This is a genomic window from Cohnella herbarum (genome assembly GCF_012849095.1).
Classification (GTDB): Bacteria; Bacillota; Bacilli; order Paenibacillales; family Paenibacillaceae; genus Cohnella; species Cohnella herbarum.
The window spans coordinates 1,904,053-1,917,507 of record NZ_CP051680.1 but is presented as its reverse complement, the minus strand read 5'-3'; the positions used below and the strand labels follow the sequence as shown (position 1 = coordinate 1,917,507).

12 protein-coding genes are annotated in these 13,455 nt (G+C 50.3%); 10 read left to right on the top strand and 2 right to left on the bottom strand.

Going from position 1 to position 13,455, the window contains the following annotated elements:
• Nucleotides 1-33: 33 nt before the first annotated feature.
• The gene (locus HH215_RS08410) at nucleotides 34-795 is read right to left on the bottom strand and encodes a DeoR/GlpR family DNA-binding transcription regulator (protein ID WP_169279490.1); all 762 of its coding nucleotides are present in this window, start codon (nucleotides 793-795) and stop codon (nucleotides 34-36) included.
• Nucleotides 796-1,356: 561 nt separating this feature from the next.
• Between HH215_RS08410 and HH215_RS08405 the strand changes: the two genes are divergently transcribed.
• The 10 genes from HH215_RS08405 (at nucleotide 1,357) to HH215_RS08360 (ending at nucleotide 12,457) form a co-directional block, all read left to right on the top strand.
• On the top strand, nucleotides 1,357-2,394 hold the full coding sequence (locus tag HH215_RS08405) for an autoinducer 2 ABC transporter substrate-binding protein (protein ID WP_169279489.1): 1,038 nt from the start codon (nucleotides 1,357-1,359) through the stop codon (nucleotides 2,392-2,394).
• Between the two features lie 120 nt (nucleotides 2,395-2,514).
• Nucleotides 2,515-4,065 (top strand): sugar ABC transporter ATP-binding protein, encoded by a 1,551-nt coding sequence (locus tag HH215_RS08400; RefSeq protein WP_169279488.1) that lies wholly within the window; start codon nucleotides 2,515-2,517, stop codon nucleotides 4,063-4,065.
• On the top strand, nucleotides 4,062-5,066 hold the full coding sequence (locus tag HH215_RS08395) for an ABC transporter permease (RefSeq protein ID WP_169279487.1): 1,005 nt from the start codon (nucleotides 4,062-4,064) through the stop codon (nucleotides 5,064-5,066). The genes HH215_RS08400 and HH215_RS08395 overlap by 4 nt, the downstream gene beginning before the upstream one ends.
• Nucleotides 5,067-5,079: 13 nt before the next feature.
• On the top strand, nucleotides 5,080-6,108 hold the full coding sequence (locus HH215_RS08390) for an ABC transporter permease (RefSeq protein ID WP_169279486.1): 1,029 nt from the start codon (nucleotides 5,080-5,082) through the stop codon (nucleotides 6,106-6,108).
• Between the two features lie 3 nt (nucleotides 6,109-6,111).
• Entirely contained in the window at nucleotides 6,112-6,669 is a 558-nt protein-coding gene (gene hxlB / locus HH215_RS08385) for a 6-phospho-3-hexuloisomerase (RefSeq protein ID WP_169279485.1), read from the top strand.
• Between the two features lie 16 nt (nucleotides 6,670-6,685).
• The gene (locus tag HH215_RS08380) at nucleotides 6,686-8,230 is read left to right on the top strand and encodes an FGGY-family carbohydrate kinase (protein WP_169279484.1); all 1,545 of its coding nucleotides are present in this window, start codon (nucleotides 6,686-6,688) and stop codon (nucleotides 8,228-8,230) included.
• A 32-nt stretch (nucleotides 8,231-8,262) separates the two neighbouring features.
• Entirely contained in the window at nucleotides 8,263-10,314 is a 2,052-nt protein-coding gene (gene rhaD, locus HH215_RS08375) for a bifunctional rhamnulose-1-phosphate aldolase/short-chain dehydrogenase (RefSeq protein WP_169279483.1), read from the top strand.
• Between the two features lie 19 nt (nucleotides 10,315-10,333).
• The gene (dhaL, locus tag HH215_RS08370) at nucleotides 10,334-10,996 is read left to right on the top strand and encodes a dihydroxyacetone kinase subunit DhaL (RefSeq protein WP_254450418.1); all 663 of its coding nucleotides are present in this window, start codon (nucleotides 10,334-10,336) and stop codon (nucleotides 10,994-10,996) included.
• Complete coding sequence (rpiB, locus tag HH215_RS08365) at nucleotides 10,993-11,487, top strand: ribose 5-phosphate isomerase B (protein WP_169279482.1); 495 nt, start codon at nucleotides 10,993-10,995, stop codon at nucleotides 11,485-11,487. The genes dhaL and rpiB overlap by 4 nt, the downstream gene beginning before the upstream one ends.
• Nucleotides 11,450-12,457, top strand: a complete 1,008-nt coding sequence (locus tag HH215_RS08360; protein ID WP_169279481.1) for a dihydroxyacetone kinase subunit DhaK — start codon at nucleotides 11,450-11,452, stop codon at nucleotides 12,455-12,457. The genes rpiB and HH215_RS08360 overlap by 38 nt, the downstream gene beginning before the upstream one ends.
• 38 nt (nucleotides 12,458-12,495) lie before the next feature.
• On the opposite strand, the gene HH215_RS08355 is transcribed toward HH215_RS08360, so the two are convergent.
• The gene (locus HH215_RS08355) at nucleotides 12,496-13,350 is read right to left on the bottom strand and encodes an alpha/beta hydrolase (protein ID WP_169279480.1); all 855 of its coding nucleotides are present in this window, start codon (nucleotides 13,348-13,350) and stop codon (nucleotides 12,496-12,498) included.
• Nucleotides 13,351-13,455 lie beyond the last annotated feature (105 nt).

Here is a 13,455-nt window from a genome sequence, read left to right as displayed (position 1 = left end):
AAGATTTGATTACATAAGACACCGCAATATGAACTATTCCGCGATGATGACTTCTACATCCTCGATCTGAGCTAGAAACTCTGAGTTCGCCGCAGAGTCGGTAATCAACGTATCGATCTGCGATAAGTTTGCGAAAGTAGCCGTCGATCGTTTACCGAGCTTCGTATGGTCGACCATGGCGACAACCTTGTTTGCATTGCTGGCCATTAACTTCTTCAATTCGGCTTCATATACATCAAAAACGGTCATACCTTCCGTTATCGTAAAGCCATGAGCGGAGGTAAAGAAGATATCGGCATGAATTTGGGACAGCAAATCTTTGCCGAGCAGCCCTTCCAAGTTGCTGGAACCGGACCGCAGCACGCCGCCGATGACGATGACGTTAATGTGCGGATTGCGGTTTAACTCCTGCGCCGTGATAAGCCCGTTCGTAACGACGGTCAGCGACTCCATATGCATCAGATTACGTACGAGCTCCAATCCCGTCGTGCTAGCGTCAAGAATGATGCATTGGCCGTTCTGGATTAGCTCCGCCGCGGCTTTGCCGATTGCCATTTTCTCCGCAACGTTTACTTCCTGACGGAAAGATCTGTTGGAAGCGTCAGTGAGCTGCTGCTTCGGTAGCACGGCTCCTCCATGGGTTCTTTCGAGTATGCCTTCCTCTTCTAATGACTTCAAGTCGTTTCGTAATGTTCCCTCCGACACCTTCAAATCGATCGATAATTGCTTGATCGAGATTTGTTTTTGTTTATTGATGATTTGTACGATCTTATTTCTCCGCTCTAGAGCTAACATATGACCTCCTGCGATATGGGATATATACAATGAATAGGTGAGATGTATTTTGGATTCAACAAAAGTATAAAAAAAATATCAATAAACGTCAAATGAAATAAAAAATGAACGGAAAGCATTGAGGAATTTTACGATAAAAACCTATAATTTACAAGGGTTATCAGGCAAAGATTTTTTGATGGTTTTTAAAGATAAATTACTATATATTTTGGATTTATCTGCATATTCTTCTTTGGAATGGATGGATTGTGATAGGTGTAATCGGAGTTTTATTCATTTTTTGATGATATTCAACAATAAAACTCAAAAATACTCAATAAATAAGCGATTAAACCGCAAGTAAATCTTTAAAAAACATTAAATTATATTAAAATAACAATAAAAATCGTTGACAATATATAAAATTGTGTAATATGATGATGAAAATTCGAAATGAAAGCGCTCTATATCAAAGTGCCTTGAACGTTTCGATGGAGGTGATTGCGACATAAGGCTGTCGACTAGAAAAGCAACACGAAAATAAGCTCCAAATCAAATCATCTTATAAGGGGATAGTGAAACATGAAGCTTAAACGTTGGTCGATTCTACTTAGCGCAGTTGTTGCAGTGACGACAGTATTATCCGGTTGTGCTTCGAATTCTAAAGAAGAAGGTTCCGGCAACTCCGGCGAAGGCAGCAACGATAAGAACTATAAGATTGTAATGGTAGCCAAGCATGAAGGGATTTCATGGTTTGACGATATGCGTACCGGAGTCGACGATTTCGATAAGGAGTATGCGGACGTAGACGCTTCTCAGATTGCTCCGGAAGGCGGAGATCCTGCCAAACAAGTGCAGATGGTCGAAGATCTGATTGCACAAGGAGTCGATGCGATTCTCGTCGTTCCTAACGATCCGACCGCAATGGCTCCCGTTCTGAAGAAAGCGAAGGAAAAGGGGATCGTTGTTATCAGCCACGAAGCCGAAGGGCTTGCGGATATCGTGGACTACGATTTGGAAGCGTTTAACAATGAAGACTTCGGCGAAGCGATGTTCGAGGCTATGGCCAAGTCGATGAACTATGAAGGCAAATTTACGGGTTTCGTCGGCGCTTTGACGATGGAAACGCATATGCAGTGGTTTAATGCAGGCTTGAAATACGTGCAGGAGAAATATCCGAAAATGGAATTTGTCTCGAAACAGCCTTACGAAGATCGCAACGATGAGAAAGTGGCGTACGAGAAAGCTCAAGAAGTTCTGAAGGCCTATCCGGATCTTAAAGGCATTTTTAATACATCCGTATCTTCAGGCGCTTCCTCTTCTCTCGTTCTGCAAGAGAAGAGCAATAAGAACCTTGCCGTAACGGGCATTGGCTTGCCTTCGGTTTCCGGCAACTACCTGAAGGAAGGGTATATGTATCAAGCGCTCTGCTGGAGACCTGCGGATGCTGGATATGCGGCAACATTGCTCGCTTACAAAATTCTTAAAGGCGAGGAAATTAAGAGCGGAATTGATCTGAAGCGCCCTGGTTATGAAAGCGTAACGCTGGAAGGTAAAGTGTTTAAAGCGAACGCAACGTTGATACTTGACAAAAATAACGTAGACCAATATCCGTTCTAATTGTAATCATTTCGAGGAATTAGAGGGACAACCCTGGCGGGAGTGCTTCTAATTCTTCGCCTCCAAGCATTAACTAACGTTCTAATGGCCAAGGTAGAGAAGGAGGGTTATCTCAATCATATGTTTCCTCCCATTGTTAGCGCGAATAATATTACGAAATCCTACATGGGTGTCAAAGCACTCGATGACGTATCCGTAACGATCAATCAGGGGGAGATTCTCTGTCTGGCCGGGGAGAACGGATCGGGAAAATCGACATTCGTCAAGACAGTCTCCGGTGTCATAACGCCTGATTCCGGGGAGATCGTTTTCGGCGGTACGTCCTATCGGAAGGTGACCCCCATTCAAGCGATCGATTTGGGCGTTCAAGTCATCTATCAGGATTTGTCCTTGTTTCCACATATGACGGTAGCGGAGAACATCGCGATGAACAAGATGATAGCCACTCGCAAACGTCTGGTGAACTGGAGAGAAATGAACCGGATCGCAGAGGAGCAATTAGAGAGAATTCAACTCTCTCTCGATCTGAAATCGAAAGTAGAGTCGTTGTCCGTCGCCAACCGCCAATTAGTGGCGATATGCAGAGCGCTGAGCCAGAACGCCAAAGTGCTGTTCATGGACGAGCCGACGACTGCGCTAACGAAGAAAGAGGTGGACAGACTGTTGTCCATTGTCATGGATTTGAAGCGCAATGGGCTGTCTGTCGTCTTCATTAGCCACAAATTCGATGAAATTTTCGAGATTTCGGACCAAATTACGATTTTCCGAGAAGGCAAGAAAACAGGCGATTATGCGGCTAAGGAATTGGATCATAAGAGCCTTTCTTTCCATATGACGGGCAGACAAGTAGAGTTTCCGCGTTACAAGAGAACTGCGAAAGACGATTCGCCTCTACTGGAAGTTCGTAATTTGAAGAAGAGCGGTCACTACGACAATATTAATTTCACCGTTAGACGCGGAGATATTATGGGCATTATCGGACTGTTAGGATCGGGACGAACGGAGCTTGCATTATCCTTGTTCGGACTCAACCCGAGCGATTCCGGACAGTTGTGGATGAAAGGCAAACCGTGCACGATCAACTCTCCCGTAGACGCCGTTAATCAGGGCATCGCGCTTCTTCCGGAAGATCGGCATTCCCAAGGGCTTTTTATGAGACAAAGCGTGAAGGAAAACATTACCTCCACTATCCATGAGCAGCTTAGATCGCCAACGGGGTTTATCGATAGAGCCAAGCAGAACGATATTGCCGAGGATTTCGTGAGAAAGTTAAGAATTCGCACTCACAATGTAGACACGCCGATACGTAATCTATCCGGCGGCAATCAACAGAAAGGCGTCATTTCTAAATGGGTTGCCACGACTCCAGAGTTGTTTATTTTGGATACGCCAACGGTAGGCGTCGATATCGGCTCTAAGAGCGAAATCTACGAGCAGATTCATCGTTTTACGGCCGAGAATATGGGTGTCATTTTGATCACGGACGAGTTGGACGAAATCATGGCGAACTGCAACAAACTGCTCATTATGTACGACGGCCGCATCGTCGAAGCTTTGACGGAAGACGATCTGGACAAGCCTGACGTGCGGGAGCATATCATGAGCGTGATGAGCAGTCCAGGACAAGTAGAAGGCCAAGGAAATTCCGAGGAAAAGGAGAGGGTCTCTTGAAACGGCTCGCTCTAAACAAAATGGAGCTCTATTTGCTCCTCATCATTGTTGCCTACTCAACGGTCGTGTCCATCGTAAATCCCGCGTTTCTTAGCTTGGAGACGCTGCTGGATATGATGAGAGCATCTTCAGGGATGCTGATTCTCGCGCTTGGAGTGCTTGTCGTCCTCATCTCCAGAGGAATTGACGTTTCTTTCACGGCGGTAGCCATCATCGGCGGTTATTCGTCGGCGCGGGCGATGCTCGCGATCGGGATCGACAACTTGTTTTTCGCATTCGCGGTGTCTGGGCTTATCGGTTTGCTGCTCGGCTCGGTTAATGCATTGATCATCCATCAATTCAAGCTGCCAACGCTCATAGTGACGCTCGGAACGTCAAGCGTGTTTTATGGACTAATGACGACTTTCCTTGGGACGAAGAGCATTACTCCGAGTCAGATGCCTTCTTCTCTTAAGGAATTCGGCTCGCAGAGGCTGATTGAATTATCAACTTCGAATGGCACGGTTTACGGCTTATCCGTCTTTATCATCCCAGTCGTTCTCGTCATTATAGCGACATGGTTTCTTCTATATAAGACGATGATCGGCAGAGGTATTTTTGCAATGGGAAACTCCGAGGAAGCGGCAGTTCGCGCGGGATTTAATTTGTTTGTTCTGCGACTCGTTATCTACGCATTCGTAGGCGTGCTCTCGGGTATCATGGGCGTCATCTACGTATCCGAGGTGAAAATGGTGAATCCCGTATCTCTCGTTGGAACGGAACTGTCCATCATTGCAGCGGCCGCTATCGGCGGTGCCAAGCTAACAGGAGGGCAGGGGACGATATTCGGGACCATACTTGGAGTCACGATCATTCAATTACTGAATTCGACGCTTGTGTTCCTGAAGCTCTCAACCTCTTGGAATAGCTTGTTTATCGGCATCGTACTGGTCGTGAGCGTTTCGATTACTTCTTATCAGGAACGAGTCAAAAACGAGAAAAATCTTATTTTTAACAGCTAGGGGGTCGGGAAAAGTGAACGAGCTGTCCAAGTTATTGCGTAAGGATCCCCATATGTCCGTTCTGTCGGTCATCACGTTCGTGGTGATTGCGTTTCTGATCCTCATGCTGGGAGATCAATTTCTATCCTTGAACAATTTGCAATCGATGGCCTACCAAATTCCAGAGTTCGGGTTATTGGCTATCGCGATGGCACTCACGATGCTTACCGGCGGAATCGATCTTTCTCTCATTGCGAACGCAGGCTTATCGGGGATTGTGGCAGCTTATTTTCTGTCGGGAGCAATCATTTCGGCAGATTCAGGGGTTTCCACATCTATGATCGTAGTAATTGCGGTAATCGCCGCACTCGTCGTGTCGACGATATGCGGCGCGATTAACGGGCTACTCATCGCGAAGCTGTCGGTTCCGCCGATTCTGGCGACGCTAGGCACGATGATTCTCTTTACCGGTATCGGCATGGGCATTACTTCGGGACAAGGGGTCGTAGGATTTCCGGAAACGTTTTTGAAGCTCGGTTCGGGTAGCGTGCTGAACGTCCCTTACGTATTTATCGTGTTCATGGTCGTAGCGATCATCGCATCTGTCGTACTCACAAGAACGAAATTAGGCACGAGAATTTATTTGTACGGCGAGAATCAAGTCGCACTGAAATTTAGTGGAATTCGTTCGGAGCGCTTGATTGTTCAAGTGTATATGATTTCCGGTCTGCTTGCGGGAATCGCGGCTATTATTATCATTTCCAGAGTGAATTCCGCTAAGGTCGGTTACGGCGATACGTATTTGCTGCAAGCGATATTGGTCGCGGTATTGGGCGGCGTTCATCCGGACGGCGGCAAAGGCAAAATCATGGGCGTGCTTCTCGGTTTGTTCCTGCTGCAATTTCTGCAAAGCGCTTTTACGTTGTTCAGCTTCACGCCATACGCCAAGAAGCTTATCTGGGGCTGTATGCTTCTGCTCGTAATGATTATTAACTACTATATGGAAAAGTGGAGAACGGGAGAGTCCAAGTTCGGATTTAAGACGCTGCTCATGAGGAGGTAGACGATGGAATTCAAGAAGCTGACGGGCACGATCGTGCAAGAGCTGGCTGCAGTATTCAATCGAATCGATCCCGAGCAATGGGAGCAAGTCGTCGAATGCATCAAACGAACCAAGCGCATCTTCCTTATCGGCGTTGGACGGGAAGGGCTTGCCGCGCGAGGACTGGCGATGAGGCTTATGCATCTAGGCAAAGAAGCGCACTGGATGTGGGATGACACGACACCGGCCATTCGTGAAGGCGATTTGTTGATCGCCACTTCCGGTTCCGGAGAGATCGGCCATATTCATTATGTGGCGGAACAAGCAAAGCTAAGAGGCGCGGAGTTGATTGTCATAACCGGGATGCCGGACAGAATGACGCCTCGCATCGCGGACGCAGTGCTGTGGGTGCCCGCTACGGTCTATCTGGGCCAAGGAGATCTTGTCCCTTCGGTTCAACCGATGGGTAATTTGTTCGAGCAGTCAATCGGAATCCTCTTCGATGTGCTTGTCATGACGCTGCAGAGCAGTATGGACGTTAACGGGGAACAGATGGAAGCCCGCCATAGAAATGTAGAATGAGGAGGAGAACAAGCGAATGGCTAAAGGTTACCTCATAGGCTGCGATATCGGAACAGGCGGAACGAAGTCGGTCGTTATGGACCTAGACGGTAAGGTGCTTGGTACGCATTACATCGAGTACCCGATGATCGCTTCTCGCCCGGGCTGGGCGGAGCATCATCCGGATACGTATTGGAACGCCGTTGCGCAGACGATCAAGAAGTCATTGGAAGCTTCGAAAATATCTCCGACGGACGTTCTTGGAGTCGGATTAAGCGCGATGTCTCCGGCTTGCATTCTGGTCGATCGCGATCTGAATCCGTTGCAATTGTCGCATTTCTGGATGGATCGCCGGGGAACCGCGGAATGTGGACAGATTCAAGCGCTTCTCGGTGAGGATGCCGTATTTAAACTCTCCGGCAATCCGATCGATTCATACTACGCCACTGTAAAGCTGCTGTGGGAGAAGAATAATCGTCCTGAAATCTACAATAAGGCGTACAAAATGCTCACGGCGAAAGATTATCCCCTCATGAAGCTGACGGGGAAGTGCGTAACCGATTATAGTAACGCAAGTTTGATTGGAGTCGCTTTCGATATCGTCAACAAACGTTGGGACGAGCAGATGTTGCGGGAAATCGGCTTAAACGCCGAGAAGATGCCGGATGTGTTCCCTTGCGACGAAGTCGTTGGCCATGTGACCCGGGAAGCGGCCGCGTTAACCGGACTTATGGAGGGAACGCCGGTCGTCGCAGGAACCGTCGATTGTAACGCGGCTTGGGTGTCCACGGGCGTTCTGAACAATGGGGATAACAGTATAACGCTCGGTACGGCGGGCGTATGGGGAGCCATTCACGATGAGCCGACGTTCGCCAAGAACATGATTACGATCGTTCATGCGGCAGACTCCAGAACGAAGTACTCGACGGTCGGCGCGCTTGTTTGCGCGGGAGCGCTGATCCGTTACTTCCGCGATACGTTCGGGCAGGTCGAAGTGGATACGGCGAATCGGTTGAACATCAGCCCTTATGACATTATGAATTTGGAGGCGGAGAAAGTTCCTCCGGGATCGGACGGAATGCTCGTGCTGCCTTATTTCATGGGAGAAAGAACTCCGATGTGGGACCCGCTGGCGCGCGGAGTGATTTTCGGAACTTCGCTGTATCATACTCGGGGGCATTATATTCGCGCCTTCATGGAAGGCGTCGCGTACGGCATCAAGCAGAATGTGGAAAATGCGAAGCAAGCGGGTACGAGGGTGAATCCTCTGGTGACGATGGTCGAGGGCGGCGCGAACAGCCGGCTGTGGCGGCAAATTATGGCGGATACGCTCGGCGTTCCGACGCAGCACGTCAGAAATTCGTTAGGCGCTCCGGTCGGAGATGCAATCGTTGCCGGGGTAGGAGTAGGAGCGTTCCGAAATTACGATATCGTGCATGATTGGGTATCCATCTCCGAACGGCATGAACCGAACGCCGCGAACAGTCAATTGTACGAACGGATGTATGGCTTGTTCGCCGGTCTATATCCGAAGCTGAAGGACGATTATGCGCATTTGGCTGAAATTACGGGTTTCAAATAAATCATATATAGATAATACCTGGAGGGAAAACTATGAAAAACTTATGGTCCAAAGAAACGGCAAAAAAGATGAGCGACATGGAGCAGCTCGTCTATGTATCTAATCTGCTAGGTTCGGATACTTCGCTTGTGCAAGGCGGAGGCGGGAACACATCCGTTAAGAGGTTGGAACAGGACTTTATGGGGAAAGAAGTAAATGTTCTGCGAGTCAAGGCGAGCGGACATCAGCTTTCAACTATTAAACAACAAGGCTTCGCGGGCGTAAAATTAAACGATGTGCTGCCTCTGTTCGAACGTGAAGATATGACGGATGACGAGATGGTTCGCTATATTTCTCATGCCCTTATGTCCCCGGATTCTCCTAGACCTTCTATTGAAACGTTACTGCACGGATTTATTCCGTTTCGTTGGGTTCTTCACTCCCACTCGGACGCTATTCTGAGTATCGCTAATAATGCTCAATCCGAGCAATTGGTCAGAGAAGCACTGAGCGAAGACGCTCTGATTGTTCCATACAACCGACCAGGTTTCCTCGTTGCCAAGCAAGTCGGGGCGGCGGTTCAAGGAAACCTGAATGCACCGGGGCTCGTTCTGCTTCACCATGGCTTAGTAACGTGGTCGGACGACTGCGAGGAAGCTTACGAGCGGCATATCGAGCTCGTTGATCGAGCCGAGCAGCGCATTCGCAAAGCGCTCGAAGTGAAAGTCGCATTCCCCCACAAGAATGGTGTACCTTCGCTTGATCGCGATACCCGCCGGGCAATTGCCGCGCAAGTCGCTCCGTCGTTGCGCGGGGCGGTAAGCTCGGAACTGCCGATGCTTCTGACGTTCGACGACTCCGAGGAAGCTCTGCGTTTCGCTAACGCTGATAATTTGCTGGAGCTGTCGCAGACCGGTCCTGCTACGCCGGAACATGTGTTAAGCACGAAGCCATCACCGCTTGTCGTTGAGGTAGCGGATCCTTGCAACGTTGAAGAACTGAAGGAAGCTCTTCGGCAGGGCGTGAAAAGGTACGAAGAGAACTATTTAAGTTATTTCGCTAAGCACCACAAGTCGGATTTCACTCCGCACAACCCGTCGCCTCGGCTTGTCATCGTCCCCGGCGTCGGTCTGTGGGGCGTAGGTACGGATGTTGCGGACTCGCAAGCGCCTGTAGACATTTACAAGCATACGGTGCAAATTATCGAAGGCGCGGAAGCGATAGGCAAGTTCAAGACGATGCCGGAAGCGGAAGCGTTTAATGCGGAGTACTGGCCGATGGAGCTATACAAGCTCAGTCTGCGACCGAAACCGAAAGAGCTGAACGGCAAAGTCGCCATCGTGACTGGAGCGGCGCGGGGTATCGGATTTGCCATCGGGGAGCTGCTGCTTCAGGAAGGCGCTTGCGTCGTCCTGACCGACATCAATCCGGCAGGGCTGGCTGAAGCGGAGAAGAAGTTGGCCGTATACGGCAGTAAAGTGAGGACGGCGGTCGTCGACGTCACAAGCGAGCAATCCGTGAACGAAGGCATCGCTAGCAGTTCTCTTGCATTCGGGGGCGTAGATATTCTCGTATCGAACGCAGGTATAGCTATCGTCGGTTCGATAATCGACATGCCTGCGAAAGATTGGGAGAAAAGCTTCGCCGTCAATACGACAGGACATTTTTTCTCTTCCCGTGCTGTCGTTCGGGCTTTGCTGGATCAAGGACAAGGCGGAAGCCTCGTTTTCGTAAATACGAAAAACGCGCTCGCTCCCGGCAAAGATTTCGGCGCGTACAGCTGCGCTAAAGCTGCAGAAGCGCAATTGTGCCGAATGTTGGCCATCGAGCACGGCAAGGACAAAATACGCTCCAACATGATTAATCCGGACGGAGTATTCACCGACCTGTGGTCTCCGGAGATGGTCGCTAATCGTGCCAAAGCATATGGTGTCGAAGCTGACAGGTATGAAGACTTTCTACGCGACCGTACTTTATTGAAAGAATCGATCACGGTTGAGGATGTTGCCCAGGCGGCGCTATTCCTCGCAAGCGAGAAGTCCAGAGTGACAACGGGATGTATTATTTCGGTTGACGGGGGCGCAAGGGAAGCTTTCCCAAGATAACCGTCAGGGAGGGAACAGCGTGCAATTGACAGTTAATCAACTAAAAACGATTATGCTTACGATTGCGTATACGATCGATCGCGATAAAGACTATTTGTCCGAGCTCGACAGGAAGACGGGAGACGGCGATCACGGCATTACGATGTCGCTCGGATGGCGGGCGATCAAGGAAACGATGCACGACTTGCCGGAGGAAGCGGATTGCGGAACGTTATGCAAGACGGCTGGGATGAAATTTCTGAATGCGGTTGGTTCCTCCGTCGGACCGCTCTACGCCACGGCGTTCATGCGAGCGGGAGCAGCCGTAAATGGAAAAAAGTTTTTGACGGAATCCGATTTGCTTTCCTTTTGGACGGCGTTTGTTAATGGTATCGTCGAACGTGGCCAAGCGGTTGTCGGAGACAAAACGATGGTGGATGTATGGGCGCCGGCGCTGGACAGCCTCCGGGAACATTACGCGCTTGGCAACGATGTGCACGCTTGTTTTCGGGCTGCGGTAAGCGCAGGCCAAGCGGGAATGATCGCAACGGCGGATATGGTGTCCCGGAAGGGACGCTCTAGCCGCCTCGGCGACCGGTCGTTATCTCATCAGGATCCCGGAGCTGCATCTGCTTATCTCATCTTATCCGTGTTCGCGGATATGCTGGAAACGTTGAATACGAAGGAGGGCGACCTCGTATGAAAGTCGGAATCGGCAGCGATCATCATGGCTATGAGATGAAGGAAGCGATCAAGGAAATATTGAACGGCGCTGGTCTGGACGTGACAGACTATGGCTGCCACGACAAAACGGACAGCGACTATCCCGATGTAGCGTTCGCCGTAGCGGATCGAATACGCGAAGGGGAACTGGAGCGAGGCATTCTCATTTGCGGAACGGGCATCGGCGTGGCAATCGCTGCGGGCAAGGTACCCGGCATTCGCGCTGCGTTATGCCATGACACGTATTCCGCGGAACGGGCCCAGAAAAGCAACAACGCGCAAATCTTGACGATGGGAGCGAAGGTCATCGGTTTGGAGGCGGCCAAAAAGGTAGTAAACGCTTGGCTATCTTCTTCCTTCGAAGGAGGTAATTCTGCCCGAAAAATCGAGAGAATCATGGAGCAGGAGCAGATTTACTTGAGGAGGAGCGGGAATGAAGAAGCTGATCAATCACCCGGATGCGGTTGTTGACGAGATGGTCGAGGGGTATGTCGCGGCTTACCCGCAATATGTCGCCGTATTGCCAACTAATAAACGTGCGCTGATCGGTACTCACGAGCGTACACAAGGGAAAGTCGGCGTCGTCATAGGAGGAGGCTCCGGTCACGAGCCTGCGTTCATGGGCTTGATTGGTAAGGGAATGGCCGACGGAGTACCGGTCGGCAACATTTTCGCTTCTCCGCCGCCCCATCCCATCGTGGAAGTGACAAAGGCGATCCATAGCGGCGCTGGCGTGATCTATATGTACGGAAATTATGCCGGCGATTGCATGAATTTCGACATGGCTGCCGAACTGGCCGATCTAGAAGAGGGAATTCGCGTTGAGACGGTGCTCGTTACGGACGACATCGCTTCCGCTTCCGAGAACGAGATGCACAGGCGGCGCGGCATTGCCGGAGGATTCCTCGTATTCAAGACGGCGGGAGCCGCTGCCGAGCGCGGCTACGCGTTGGATGAAGTCGTCCGCGTAACCCGCAAAGCCAACGATCGATTGAGGACGATGGGCGTTGCTTTGGCGCCTTGCCGAATTCCACAGACGGGACAGCCTAGCTTTACTCTCGAAGAGGGAGAGATGGAAATCGGCTTAGGCATACACGGCGAACCGGGAATTCAGCGCGGCCTTATAGCTACGGCAGACGAGACGGCGGACATTTTGCTGGATGCGATTATACAAGAACTGCGTCTCGTACAAGGTGATCGAGTGGTCGTGCTGGTGAACGGTTTAGGTTCGACGACTCGAATGGAGCTTCTAATCACATACCGCAGAGTGGATACCCGGCTTAAGGCTCTTGAAGTCGAGATTGCCCGTTCCTACGTAGGGGAGTATGTCACTTCGTTGGAAATGGGCGGATGTTCTCTTTCTATAATGAAGCTAGATGATGAGCTAGAAGATCTCATTCAGGATGCGGCAGATACTCCGATGTTCGTACAGATGAGATAAATCCAAAAGTCCCGGTGCGCATTCGCGCATCGGGACTTTTAGGTCTTCATTCCGACCAACTGTCCCTCTAACCAATCGAGCATAACCTTGAACACTTCTTCGCGTCGGGTTTCGTTATGTAGTTCATGCTTAAACTCCGGCCATTCCTTCCAAGTAATCAGAGATGGCGATTCTGCCGCGAATTGCTTGCTGGCATGGATGGAAGTCACCTTGTCATCGCCGCCGTGCATGAGGAGCAAGGGGAGCGATAGCTCCTTGGCGTGTTTCAACGCCCAGAGTCCGGCCGTTTGAACGCCGAAGAAGAACCGCGCCGTTATTTGCCCGTGTCCTAGCTTATCCGTGACATACCGTTCGATCATCGCGGGGTCCGTCGTCAAGCTTTCCGCGACCATAGGCCGATTGTTCGTGTATTTCGGATAGATCTTCTCGATGAACTTCCCGATCGTAGTCTGCAGGGAAGGGGGCTTGAAAGCGAGCTTCAGCCATGGCCCCGTCACGATCGCTCCTGCTATGCTCGGTTGTCTTCGTAACAAGTAATTAAGGACGACGTTACCCCCCATGCTATGTCCGAATAAGAATACGGGAGTGTTCGGGTAATCGCGGTTCACCGCCTCGATAAGGGAGTCTACGCCCTCCAACAGCGCCTCGTATTGGGGAATATGCCCTCGTTTGCCTTCCGTAAGTCCGTGACCTCGCTGATCGAAGCCAATGACCGCATAACCTTCCGCGCCGAACATTTCGGCAACGTGGGCGTACCGCCCCACATGCTCGCCCATCCCGTGGACGATTCCGATAACCGCCTTAATCTCGTTTTCCGTCCGCTCAGGGCTCCATTCGCAAGCGTGCATCCGGGTACCGTCGCGGCAAATCCATTCCATGTTTCTATATTCCATGCGTTGATCCTCCTTAGCGAATGTCGTCAAACACATGTATCGATACTCTTATCATAAACGATTATCGCGATGATGGATCGCCTGATTGGAATAGGCAGCGATTAT

What these genes read in the sequence shown, in the direction of transcription:
- HH215_RS08355 (WP_169279480.1), bottom strand. Translation starts at nt 13,350, where the DNA reads ATGGAATATAGAAACATGGAATGGATTTGCCGCGACGGTACCCGGATG.
- HH215_RS08380 (WP_169279484.1), top strand. Translation starts at nt 6,686, where the DNA reads ATGGCTAAAGGTTACCTCATAGGCTGCGATATCGGAACAGGCGGAACG.
- HH215_RS08410 (WP_169279490.1), bottom strand. Translation starts at nt 795, where the DNA reads ATGTTAGCTCTAGAGCGGAGAAATAAGATCGTACAAATCATCAATAAA.
- HH215_RS08400 (WP_169279488.1), top strand. Translation starts at nt 2,515, where the DNA reads ATGTTTCCTCCCATTGTTAGCGCGAATAATATTACGAAATCCTACATG.
- hxlB (WP_169279485.1), top strand. Translation starts at nt 6,112, where the DNA reads ATGGAATTCAAGAAGCTGACGGGCACGATCGTGCAAGAGCTGGCTGCA.
- rpiB (WP_169279482.1), top strand. Translation starts at nt 10,993, where the DNA reads ATGAAAGTCGGAATCGGCAGCGATCATCATGGCTATGAGATGAAGGAA.
- rhaD (WP_169279483.1), top strand. Translation starts at nt 8,263, where the DNA reads ATGAAAAACTTATGGTCCAAAGAAACGGCAAAAAAGATGAGCGACATG.
- HH215_RS08405 (WP_169279489.1), top strand. Translation starts at nt 1,357, where the DNA reads ATGAAGCTTAAACGTTGGTCGATTCTACTTAGCGCAGTTGTTGCAGTG.
- HH215_RS08360 (WP_169279481.1), top strand. Translation starts at nt 11,450, where the DNA reads ATGAAGAAGCTGATCAATCACCCGGATGCGGTTGTTGACGAGATGGTC.